The sequence below is a fragment of the Anaerococcus sp. HMSC068A02 genome (genome assembly GCF_001811125.1).
Classification (GTDB): Bacteria; Bacillota; Clostridia; order Tissierellales; family Peptoniphilaceae; genus Anaerococcus; species Anaerococcus vaginalis_C.
In genome coordinates this window covers 50,734-62,158 of the sequence record NZ_KV803709.1, presented here as the reverse complement: position 1 = coordinate 62,158, position 11,425 = coordinate 50,734, and the positions used below count along the sequence as shown (strand labels likewise).

The following is an 11,425-nucleotide window of genomic DNA, read 5'->3' as shown; positions in this document are numbered from 1 at the left end:
AAACTCTCAATTATTGTTTGATCTTGACTTTTCATTTTTCGTTTTGGTTTACTCAAAGTAATTCACTTTACTTTTATTGTAGTTTTCTATATATTTTTTGAGGTTCAATGCCGTTACTTTGTAACGACTATTATATAATACCACGTTCATTTTATCTTGTCAAGTATTTTTTTAATTTTTTTATTAAAATCTTACTTTTTAGATTGTTTGTTTGAAGTGATATTAAATATATAATACACTATTTAAATTACTTTGTCAATTTTTATTTTTCTTTTTGACTTTGCTCTTTAACAGTGCCTTTATATAATACTAGGATTTTTTATCTTTGTCAAATTTTTTTATTTTTATTTTTTTGCATTTTAAAAGAGCCTTATTTCAAAGTATTTTTACTCTTTTATAAGGCTCTTTTTATTTTATTTTTCTAATGATTTTTTTAATTCTTCTAATTTTTCTTTGCAGGCATCCATTGCTTTTTGGAGTGAATCTTTTTTGGTCATATCTACTCCCGCATCTTTTAATACTTCTATTGGATATTTACTTTTTCCTGCTTTTAAAAAGTTAAGATATTTTTCCAAATCTTTTTCATCTCCGTGGAGGATTTTTTCTGATAGGCTTACTGCTGATGAAAAGCCTGTTGCGTATTGGAAGACGTAGTAGGACATATAAAAGTGTGGGATTCTTGCCCATTCTGTTGATATATATTTATCTACTTCTATATCTTTGCCAAAATAGTCTACGTTTAGGTCGTGATAGATTTGGTTTAATTTTTCTGCTGTTACTGGCATTGAATTTTCTACTAGCTTATTTGCTTCTAGTTCAAATTCTGCAAACATTGTTTGTCTAAAGACTGTTGATTTGAATGAATTTACGTAGTGGTTTAATAGATAGGCTTTTTCTTTTTCGTCTTTGGCATGGTCTATCATGTAGTTTAATAATAGAAGTTCGTTAGTTGTTGATGCTATTTCTGCCAAAAATATTGAGTAGTTTCCGTATATATATGGTTGGGTTTTTCTTGTGTAGTATGAATGCATAGAATGACCCAACTCGTGAGCTGTTGTAAAAAGTGAATCTAGGGAGTCGTTGTAGTTTAATAAAATGTATGGTTCTGTATCGTAGGATCCTGATGAATATCCTCCTGATCGTTTTCCTTCATTTTCCATAACATCAAACCACCTGTCTTCAAAGCCTTCTCTTGCTTTTTTGATGTAGTCTTCTCCAAGTGGAGCTAGGGCTTTTAAGATTAATTCTTTTGCCTCATCGAAAGTGTAGGTTTTGTTATAATCTTCTACTAATGGCAAATAAATATCGTGAAATCCTAAATCATCAAGGCCTAAAACTTTTTTTCTCAAACTTGTGTAATCTCTGTGGATTTCTATATTATCGTGGATTACTTCTACTAAGTTATCGTAAACTTTTTCGTCAATGTTGTTTGCAAACAGACTCATTTTTCTTGCTGAATCGAATTTTTTTAATTTTGCTATGGTGTTATTTGCTGTTATTTCGCCATCAAGAAGGGAAGCTGCTGTGTTTTCAAATTGCTTGTAAACTGTATAATATTTTTCGTAAACTTCTTTTCTAAATTCACGATTTGAATCTAGCTCTAGGTTTGTGAAGTTTGAATCTGTGATTTGAATTTCTTCATTGCCTTTTTTTACTTTTGGAAATTTTAGGTCAGCGTTTGAAAAAATCATATAAGTGTTTTGTGGATTTTGGGATAATTTTGCAAATGAAGCTATAATTTTTTCTTCATTTTCGCCTAAGGTATGGTCTTTATTTCTAAATAAATCTTCAAAATAATGAGCGTAAATTTTTAGCTCTTCTTTTTCTTCTATATATGTTTGTACTTTTTTATAATCTTCTGACAAAATTTCTGGTGTTATAAAAGAAAGTTCTTGGGCAAGATTTGCAAATAAATTATCTGCTATTTTTGACATTTCTTGATATTTTGCAACTCTTGTATCTTCGTCAGATTTTAATGAGGCATATACGCCAAGTTTTGAAAATTTTCTTTCTAATTTTTCGTTTGTTTTTAAAAAATCGTAAAGACTGTCGGCTGATTGTAAAATCTTTCCTTTGTATGCCTTAGTTTTTTCGATTAGATTTTTTACTTCTTCTACTTCTTTGTAGAAGTCTTCGTCTGTCTTGTAAATTTTTTCTGTGTCCCATTTTAGAGACTTGTCTATATCTTTTCTATCCATTTTTTCTCCTTTTATTTTGTTTAATTTTTTATATGGCTTGTAACATTGATTTATTTCCTATAAATACAAAGCCTATTGCAATTAGCACAAAGGCTAGAAGGGAAATAATTCTTGTGCTTGTTGGCAAAGTCATATTCATTATTGGGAAAAATCCTGCAAGAATAAATCCACCCAAAAGCCCTCCAATATGTCCTGTAATTCCAATACCTGGAACCATAAATGAATATATTATATTTATAGCAACAATTCCTATAAAGCTTGAGCCAAATTGTCTTAAAAATTCATTGTCCTTGTAATTGAACATAATTCCTAAGGCAAGTCCAAATAAGCCGTACAAAGAAGTTGATGCTCCAGCTGATACGCTTGTTACTTCTCCAAAAGCGTAGGTAAATAAATTGCCCATTATTCCACAAAGTAAATAAATTATTAGAAATTTTGTAGAACCATAAAGACTTTCAAATTCATCTCCAACATTATTTAAAAAATACATATTCATCAAAAGATGTATTATCCCAATATGTATGAAAATCGGGCAAAAAAGTCTCCACCATTCGCCATAATAAACATGGATTTTGCTCATAGCATTAAATCTCAAAAGATTTTCAATATTTTCACTGCCACCTGTAACAGTCATCAATATAAAAACTAGGATATTTATTCCCATTAAAATTCTTGTCATTTTTCCCTTAGCCATAACTCCTCTTTCTCAAATTTATTTTCCATCTGTGAAAGATTATCAGAAATAAAAGTCCTAGCAACAGACCTGATTTCTTTCTCATAATCTCCCCTTTCAAGATTAGATTTTATTTTAAATTTATAAATATCATCTATATAAGGATTATCCCTCATATTTGGATAATCTTCATCTTGCAAGAAAATAATTTTTATATTTTCATTATATCTTTTAGCAAATTTAGAAAGATTAATAGAATTTTCTCCATTAAATTCATCAACATTTTCCGTAATAATTAAAAGGTCTTTGTCCCTAACCAATTTTTGAAAATCAAGCAAAGACAAAACAAGTTCCATAGAATTAGAAATTTTTGCCCTAAAAAATATATAAAGAGCCCAAGAAACTCCGCCACCAGCACCAAGGTAAGGAAAATCTATTTCGCTTACACCCAAAGCCTCACTAACTTTTTTAGAAAAATGCTTGCAGGCTTTTTCAAGTTGTAAAATTTCATCAGGACTTGCTCCCTTTCTAATAGGTCTTTTTTCCAAAAAAGAATTTCTTTGAAAAAGAGTAAGAGGTTGGCTTGTGGCAATCTCCAAATCAACATCCATTATTCTCCTATCAAGACCAGACATATCAATAGAATCAACCTTAATCATATTTTTAGCAACAGGATTTAAAGAATTAAGATTTTTATCAAAAAACCTAACCCCCAAAGCATAAAGCATACCCATGCCCATATCATTAGTTGCAGTATCCCCAATGCCAATAAAAAATTTCTCACAGCCATTATTTAAACCATCAACAATCATCTCCCCAAGGCCAATTGAAGAAGATTCCATAACATCAAGCTTATCCTTATACAAAAGCCTAAGCCCGCAAGCCTGAGCCATCTCCATCACGCACAAATTTTCCTTTATAATATATCTAGAAGTTACAGCCTCACTCAAAGGATTATGAACATTAACATAAGAAAAATCCCCACCAATAACTTCCTTCATAATTTCAACAGTCCCCATTCCCCCATCCAAAAATGGAAGAATATTAACCTCATTATTCACATTTTCACTTTCCAATTCTTCCTTGAAATAATTTCCAATCTCAATAGAATTTTCAAAATCTTTAATAGAATCCAAAGCTAATAATATATTCATAATTCACCTCAATTAAATTATACCCAAACTATGTGGACAAATTATTAATTATCTTTACCAATTGTAAATTCAATGATATAATTAAATAGAAAGTTTAGAAAATAAACTTTTACTGTTTAACTCATGGAAATCTTTAAAAAAAGATTTCGCCCATCAAAGAGCCACTTAAATACTTATAAGTGGCTTTTTAAAATTGCCTTTCCATAAATTTTGGAAGGGCATTTTTTATTTTGAAATTTATGATATTGATTTTAGTTTTATAATGAGTATAATTATCATATACTTTGTTTCTTATTTAAAATAAAGTAATTTATTTAAAAATGGAGGATATTATGTCATTAATAGGAAAAAAATTACCTGAATTTAATTTGGATGCTTATGATCCAAAAACAAATGAATTTATCAAAATTAGCGATAAGGACCTTGAAGGTGAATGGAAAGTTTTAATGTTTTATCCAGCAGACTTTACTTTTGTATGTCCTACAGAGCTTGAAGATTTACAAGAAAAATATGGGCAATTAAAAGAAATGGGAGCAGAAGTTTATTCTGTAAGTGTTGATACACATTTTGTACACAAGGCTTGGCATGATGAAAGTGAAGCTATAGGAAAAATCCAATACAAAATGATTGGCGATTCTAACAAAGAACTCACAAAAGCTTTAGATATTTTAACAGAAGATGGAAAAGCTGACAGAGCAACTTTTGTTATAGACCCTGATAATGTTATTCAAGCATTAGAAATAAATGCAGGAGGAATCGGAAGAAAAGCAGAAAATAATATATATAAAGTTAAAGCTGGTCAATATGTAAGAAAACATCCAGACCAAGTATGTCCTGCTAAATGGAATTCTGAAAATGATGATACACTAACACCAGGACTTGACCTTGTTGGAAAAATCTGATGTTAGACAGTAAATTAAAAGATCAGCTAAAGGCTTATCTTAAAATGCTAAAGTCCAATGTAACAATTGGACTTTCGCTAAATGAAGATGAAAATTCAAAAAAACTAAAATCTTTTGTTGAAGATGTTGAGTCTTTATCTGACAAGATAAAAATAAAAGAAGAAAAATTAGATTTTACACCTGCTTTTAGTTTAAACGGAGAATTTGAACACGGAAAAATTGTTTTTGCAGGAATTCCTTTGGGACACGAGTTCGAATCATTTGTTCTTGCACTTTTGCAAGTTGGTGGAATCGAACCAAAAATATCCACTGAAGAAAAAGAAAGAATAAAATCTATAAAGGAAAAAAGAAATTTTGAAACAATAGTTTCACTTTCCTGCCACAACTGCCCAGAGGTTGTACAAGCTTTCAATATTATGGCAGTTTTAAACAAAAATATCTCACACACAATGATTGAAGGTTCAATAAACCAAGATATATGTGAACAAAGAGATGTTATGGCAGTACCAGCAATTTTTGAAAATGAAGAATTTCTTGACGGGGGCAAAAAAACTATGGCAAGTCTTTTAGACCTTGTAGCAGAAAAAGTCCAAAAAGATTTATCCAATTTCAAAGATTACGATATCTTGATAGTAGGAGCAGGACCAAGTAGTGCTACAGCTGCAATTTATGGAGCAAGAAAAGGACTAAAAGTTGCAATAGTTGCAGACGAATTTGGTGGACAAGTAAACGAAACTCTCGATATAGAAAATATAACAGGAATCCTAAAAACAGAAGGACCTAAATATATGCTATCAGTCAAAAACCAAGTAGAAAATCTTGGTGTAGACATAATAGAGGGAGTAAAAGCTGTCGATTTCGAAAAAAAAGATGATGAATTCAATATTATCCTAGAAGATGGAGCAAAAATAAATAGTAAAAGTCTAATTTTTGCAACAGGAACAAGATGGAGACTTCTTGGAATAGATGGAGAAGAAAAATTCAAAAACAAGGGCGTAGCTTTTTGTACCCACTGCGACGGTCCCCTATTTAAAGGAAAAGACGTGGCAGTTGTAGGAGGAGGAAATTCAGGAATAGAAGCGGCAATAGACCTTGCATCAATAGCAAAAACCGTTACAGTTCTCGAATTTTTACCAGAATTAAAGGCAGATAAAATATTACAAACAAAATTAGAATCCTTTCAAAACGTAAAAGTTATAACATCTGCCCAAACAACAAAACTCCTTGGAGATAAAAAACTAACAGGTCTTGAATATATAGATAGAAATACAAAAGAAGAAAAAACAATAGATCTCGCTGGAGTTTTTATCCAAATCGGTCAAATTCCAAACACAGAATGGCTAGAAGGAAAGATAAAACTCACAGATAGGGGCGAAATCGAAGTAGAAAAAGACGGTTCAACAAATATAGAAGGAATATTTGCAGCAGGTGATGCAATAAATTCCGTTTATAAACAAATAATAATAGCAGCAGGCTCAGGAGCTACAGCAGCCCTATCAGCCTTTAACTATTTAATAAGAAAATAAAAAATATTGGAATGTTGCAAAATAAATAAATCATCCCAATTGTTAGAGGAAATTCTATGAAGATTTTGCCTCAATATAAGAGTGCTATTAAAAATCTTCTAGGAGACCCCTCTAAATATTGAATAATGATTATTCATATTTTTCAACAGCCCCATTATTTTTTCTTAAAATTACATAAACATCATAAAATTATCAGCTTTCATTTTTAAAAATATAATAAAAAACAATAAAGGGAGAAATTATAAAAATTATCGGCAAAACCAATTTCGAAAATGTGAAATAATCTATTTTTTCTAGTTTTTTTCCCATATCTTTTATGGCTTGGGGGAAGGCTATTACTGACAAGGCTAGAAAAATTGTTAATATTAAAAATGGCATTTCTTTTGGGTTTTTGTTTAAGGCTCCTTCTACTATTCCAAAATAATAAATTAGGTAAAAGGCAAAGCCAATTATAGCGTAGAGAAATGACCAAAAAATTTTTCCTATTTTCGATTCATCTTCTTCATTTTTAAAATATCCTATATCTACTCCAAAAATTTCTGACAATTTTACCAAATTTTCCATTGATGGCTCGCTTATTTCTTTTTCCCATTTGGATACGGCTTGTCTTGATATATTTAGTTCCTTTGCCAAATATTCTTGGGTAAGGTTCAATTCTTTTCTTTTGTTTTTGATTTTTTGTCCAATCATAAGTCCTCCTTAATATTATTTTAAGTAATGTTTTTCAAAAAAGCTAGCAACTATAGGGCAACTTTGGGGAAATTTTATGATTTTTTTATTTTTTTTATACAAATTATGATATAATTATAAAAAATAAGGAGAAATTTATGGGAGAAATTATAAAAATTGAAATTGATGATATAGTTGTAGGTCTTGATGATGGATCTGTTGTAAGGGTTAAACTTTCTGATGTGAATTTTATTCCTCAAATTGGGGATAAGGTCAAAGTTTTTAAGGCAGATGATGGATATTTGGTAAGTAAAATAAAAGAAAAAAATTTTGTTGAAAATCATAGCTTAAATGAAGATTTTGATGAAGATGATTTTAAGGTAAATAGGATTGAAGAAAAAAGTAATGTGACTAATAATTATTATATAAACTCTTACAATAAAAGGGCTGTAAATAAAGTTGCTTATGTGCTTTTGGCGTTTTTTTTGGGAGGAATTGGAGCTCACAAATTTTATTCTGGAAAAATCGGCACAGGTATAGCTTATTTAATTTTTTCATGGACTTTTATCCCATCAATAATAGCCTTTGTGGAATTTATAATAGCTCTTACTAAAACTTCTGATGAATATGGAAATATATATGTTTAAAGGACTCTTGCGAAATTATGATTATTCATAGTTTTGCAAAAGTCCTTTTTTATTTGGATTTTTGTTTTTTCTTTATAAAATATATGTAGATTCCTAAATCTCCATTATTATTTTTTATTTTCTTCCAATTTTTTTAAGGCAAAAAATATTGCAACACACAAGTTTTCATCTTCATAAATTTCTAAGGTGTTTTTTGTAAAGTCAAAGTTTGCCAAAAATTCATCTTCTTTTATTAATGATAGATTTTCTCCATTTTCTATTAATTTCATTTGCCTATTTATAATTTTCGCCTCATTTATTTTTTGGTCGTTCATTTTTTCAATTTTTAAATTTCCTATTACAGCTTGTTTTTTTCCTCTTAGGCTAAATAAGTTTTTTATTTTAAATCTTGCGACCAATTTTCCACTAGGACGCAATACATTGTACTTTCCTTCTAATTTATAGGTCATTCTTTCATTTTCAAAAATTTTTTCGTCTTTATATTGTAATTTTTTCATTTTTACCTCACAAAAAAACCAGCAGGATTTCCCACTGGCTTAATTTTAATAATTTTCTTTTAGATATTCTATTATATCGTCAGATTCGTACATTTTTTCATCACCAAAAACCATAAATGGAACTTGGACTTTGCCACCTATTTCTTCAAGGGCTTTTTGATTTTCTTCTCCGCATCTTCCATCTTTTATATTATAAGATGTAAAATTTACTATTTTATTTTCATGCATAAAGTTTAAAACTTTTAAACAATATGGACATTCTGGTTTAAAATATAAATCAAATTTACTCATAATACTTCCTTTCAAATTCTTTTGTCATTTCTCTTTTAATTTCTTACCCTTAAATTTAATTTGTAAACTAAAAGAAAAATATTAAGGATGTAAAGAGTAGAAGTATTAATAAAACTGGTGGTAAAAAAACTTTCATAGCTGCCAAAAACATAGCGAGTCTATCGTCTTTTTCTAGATTATCTTTTTCTAAAAGTTCTTCTTTTTCATAGATTTCTTCTTTTGTTTTATTTTTGAAAGGATCTACTGGTCTTTTCATAGATTAGCTTCCTTGGCTAATTCATGTTCTTTTTTAAGTCTTTCTTCTTCATTTTTTTCGAAGGCTTTCATTTTTGTTTCTTCTGATACATCCATCAAGTGGCAAGCTACAAAGTGGCCTTTTTCAACTTCTTTAAGCTCTGGCTCAAATTGTTTACAAATATCCATGCAATATTTACATCTTGTGTGGAAACGGCAACCCTTTGGTGGTCTTACTGCTGATGGAATATCTCCTTCAATTGTTTGAAGTTCTTGCCCCTTATCAACATCAGTTCTAGGGATTGCTTGCAAAAGTGCTTTTGTGTAAGGGTGTTGTGGATTTGCAAAAATTCTATCAGAATCTGAAAGTTCAACCATAACTCCCAAATACATTACTCCAATCCTATCAGAAATATATTTTACAACTGAAAGATCGTGGGTTATAAATAAATATGTTAAATTTAAGTCAGTTTTTAAATCTTGTAATAAGTTTATAATTTGTGATTGGATTGAAACATCAAGAGCTGATACTGCCTCATCGCAAACTATAAATTTTGGATTTAAAGCAAGGGCTCTGGCAATTCCAATTCTTTGTCTTTGTCCACCTGAAAATTGGTGAGGATACCTATGAATAAAATATGGAGCAAGTCCACATTGGTTCATTATATCTTGGATATATTCGTTGTAGCCTGCTTCACTTCTTGATTTGAAAAGTCCATGGCCCAAGACACCTTCTCCAATAATATTTCCAACTGTCATTTTTGTATCCAAAGAACCATAAGGATCTTGGAAAATAATTTGAAGATCTTTTCTAAGCTCTCTCATTTCTTCGTTTGTAAGTCTTGAAAGGTCTATTCCATCATCTACAAAACTTTCAAATTTTTCAAAAAGCTCTTTTGATTTTAATTCTTCTTTTTTAGCAGATATTTTTTGCTCTTTTTCCAAAACTTCCTTATCAAGTTTTTCTTTTTTATTCAAAAGTTCCTTGTATTTTGGATCATTTAGGATAGCATCTTTTAATTCTTTTTTATCTCTAATCCTTACTTCGTCTTTTTCTTCGATTTTTTTAATGTCTAGTAAAACTTTTGATCTTTCCTTGATTTTTTTGTAATAATCATCAAGAATAGAAGAAATTTCTGACAAATTGTCGCTTGCAAGAAGTCCTCCTGCTATTCTCATCATATTTTCATAATCTTCTTGGAGAAGTCTTCTTTGATGCATAGCAGCTTCGTTTAATTCAGCTTTTTTTTCTTCATCTTCAGTTTTTTCTAGTTCATCATAAATTGAATGAAGTTTTTCCACTTCTGTATCGTATGAAGGGAATTTTTTTGGAATTTCTTTAATATCTTTTCCCATATAAGCTGGGGCAAGTCTATCAAGAGTTGTTCCATAATAAAGAGTAGTTCCTTCAGTTTGTTCATAAATTTGAAGGATTGTCCTACCAAAAGTAGATTTTCCACAACCACTTTCTCCAACCAAACCAAAAGTTTCGCCTTCAAATATATCTATTGAAATATTTTCATTTGCATGGACATATTCGTTTGCTCCCCTAGAAAAGATAGATTTTTTCTTGATTGGGAAATATTTTTTAAGATTTCTTATTTTAAATAAGATCTTTTTATTATTTTTCTCCATCTTCTCTCTCCTTTCTATTTGGAAAGTGGCATCTTATTTTTTGATTTTCATTTACTGCCACAAGCTCTGGCATTTCTTTTCTACATTTTTCAGTAGCAAATTTACACCTATCTGCAAATTTACATCCATCAGGAAGGTTAAGTGGATGCGGAACAGAACCAGGTATAATATCGAGTCTTTCATTTCTATCACTTGTAATTGCTGGAATAGAATTTAAAAGAGCGATTGTGTAAGGATGGTTGTACTTTGTAATATCGTGTTTAAAAATATAATCAACTGGAGATTGTTCTACTATTTGTCCACAATACATTACAGCAACCTCATCTGCCATTTGATTTATTACTCCCAAATCGTGAGTTATAAATAAAATTGAAGTATTTTGTTTTTCCTTTAATTCGTTCATCAATTTTAGAATTTGAGCTTGAATTGTAACGTCAAGGGCTGTTGTTGGCTCATCAGCAATTAATAATTTTGGCTCACAAGCAAGGGCCATGGCAATCATAACCCTTTGGTTCATACCACCAGAAAGCTCAAATGGATATTGTTTTGCAACAACGTGAGGATTTGGAATTTTTACTTGAGCAAGTAATTCCTCCACTCTTTTTGAAGCCTCTTTTTTATTCATTTTTTTGTGAAGAATTAAAACTTCTGAAATTTGCTTTTCTACTGTAAAAACTGGGTTAAGTGAACTCATTGGCTCTTGGAAAATCATAGAAATATCATTTCCTCTTACCTTTTCCATTTGATTTCTATTAAAATCAGATATCTTTTTACCATCAAAAATAATTTCTCCACTGTAGATTTTTTGGTTTGGCTCAAAAAGTTGCAAGATACTCATAGCAGTTTGACTTTTTCCTGAGCCAGATTCTCCAACCAAACCCAAAGTTTTTCCTTCTTCAATTGTGCATGATACTCCATTTACCGCTTTTATAAGACCACGTCTTGTTTCAAAGTAGGTATGAAGTTTTTTTATTTCAAGTAAATTTTTCATTTTTACAC

General features: G+C 30.0%; 12 protein-coding genes. 3 read left to right on the top strand and 9 right to left on the bottom strand.

Annotated features, from left to right (window positions below):
* Nucleotides 1-413: 413 nt before the first annotated feature.
* Genes pepF through HMPREF2782_RS00265 form a run of 3 tightly spaced genes read right to left on the bottom strand, consistent with a single transcriptional unit; the run spans nucleotide 414 to nucleotide 4,025 of the window.
* Entirely contained in the window at nucleotides 414-2,198 is a 1,785-nt protein-coding gene (gene pepF, locus HMPREF2782_RS00275; protein WP_070639917.1) for an oligoendopeptidase F, read from the bottom strand.
* 28 nt (nucleotides 2,199-2,226) lie between these two features.
* Nucleotides 2,227-2,892, bottom strand: coding sequence for a rhomboid family intramembrane serine protease (locus tag HMPREF2782_RS00270; protein WP_070639923.1), 666 nt, complete (start codon nucleotides 2,890-2,892; stop codon nucleotides 2,227-2,229).
* The gene (locus tag HMPREF2782_RS00265; RefSeq protein ID WP_070639914.1) at nucleotides 2,874-4,025 is read right to left on the bottom strand and encodes a glycerate kinase family protein; all 1,152 of its coding nucleotides are present in this window, start codon (nucleotides 4,023-4,025) and stop codon (nucleotides 2,874-2,876) included. The genes HMPREF2782_RS00270 and HMPREF2782_RS00265 overlap by 19 nt, the downstream gene beginning before the upstream one ends.
* 332 nt (nucleotides 4,026-4,357) lie before the next feature.
* Here HMPREF2782_RS00265 and ahpC point away from each other — a divergent pair, with 332 nt between their 5' ends.
* Together ahpC and ahpF are read left to right on the top strand one after the other, a co-directional pair.
* Nucleotides 4,358-4,927, top strand: coding sequence for an alkyl hydroperoxide reductase subunit C (gene ahpC / locus HMPREF2782_RS00260; RefSeq protein ID WP_019116961.1), 570 nt, complete (start codon nucleotides 4,358-4,360; stop codon nucleotides 4,925-4,927).
* Nucleotides 4,927-6,453 (top strand): alkyl hydroperoxide reductase subunit F, encoded by a 1,527-nt coding sequence (ahpF, locus tag HMPREF2782_RS00255; RefSeq protein WP_070639911.1) that lies wholly within the window; start codon nucleotides 4,927-4,929, stop codon nucleotides 6,451-6,453. The genes ahpC and ahpF overlap by 1 nt, the downstream gene beginning before the upstream one ends.
* Before the next feature lie 192 nt (nucleotides 6,454-6,645).
* Here ahpF and HMPREF2782_RS00250 read toward each other — a convergent pair whose 3' ends face one another.
* Nucleotides 6,646-7,143, bottom strand: a complete 498-nt coding sequence (locus HMPREF2782_RS00250) for a helix-turn-helix domain-containing protein (protein WP_070639908.1) — start codon at nucleotides 7,141-7,143, stop codon at nucleotides 6,646-6,648.
* Between the two features lie 137 nt (nucleotides 7,144-7,280).
* Between HMPREF2782_RS00250 and HMPREF2782_RS09615 the strand changes: the two genes are divergently transcribed.
* On the top strand, nucleotides 7,281-7,769 hold the full coding sequence (locus HMPREF2782_RS09615; RefSeq protein WP_070639905.1) for a TM2 domain-containing protein: 489 nt from the start codon (nucleotides 7,281-7,283) through the stop codon (nucleotides 7,767-7,769).
* A 107-nt stretch (nucleotides 7,770-7,876) separates the two neighbouring features.
* On the opposite strand, the gene HMPREF2782_RS00240 is transcribed toward HMPREF2782_RS09615, so the two are convergent.
* The 5 genes from HMPREF2782_RS00240 to HMPREF2782_RS00220 form a co-directional block, all read right to left on the bottom strand.
* The gene (locus HMPREF2782_RS00240) at nucleotides 7,877-8,266 is read right to left on the bottom strand and encodes a hypothetical protein (protein ID WP_070639901.1); all 390 of its coding nucleotides are present in this window, start codon (nucleotides 8,264-8,266) and stop codon (nucleotides 7,877-7,879) included.
* Nucleotides 8,267-8,311: 45 nt separating this feature from the next.
* Nucleotides 8,312-8,557: a glutaredoxin family protein gene (locus HMPREF2782_RS00235; RefSeq protein WP_070639898.1), complete on the bottom strand. Its 246-nt coding sequence runs from the start codon at nucleotides 8,555-8,557 to the stop codon at nucleotides 8,312-8,314.
* Between the two features lie 67 nt (nucleotides 8,558-8,624).
* Complete coding sequence (locus HMPREF2782_RS00230; protein WP_070607539.1) at nucleotides 8,625-8,813, bottom strand: hypothetical protein; 189 nt, start codon at nucleotides 8,811-8,813, stop codon at nucleotides 8,625-8,627.
* Nucleotides 8,810-10,426 carry an oligopeptide/dipeptide ABC transporter ATP-binding protein gene (locus HMPREF2782_RS00225; RefSeq protein ID WP_070639894.1) on the bottom strand — a complete coding sequence of 539 codons (1,617 nt, stop codon included), beginning with the start codon at nucleotides 10,424-10,426 and terminating at the stop codon, nucleotides 8,810-8,812. The genes HMPREF2782_RS00230 and HMPREF2782_RS00225 overlap by 4 nt, the downstream gene beginning before the upstream one ends.
* Complete coding sequence (locus tag HMPREF2782_RS00220) at nucleotides 10,413-11,417, bottom strand: ABC transporter ATP-binding protein (protein WP_070639892.1); 1,005 nt, start codon at nucleotides 11,415-11,417, stop codon at nucleotides 10,413-10,415. Before HMPREF2782_RS00220 ends, HMPREF2782_RS00225 begins: the two co-directional genes overlap by 14 nt.
* Between the last annotated feature and the right edge of the window lie 8 nt (nucleotides 11,418-11,425).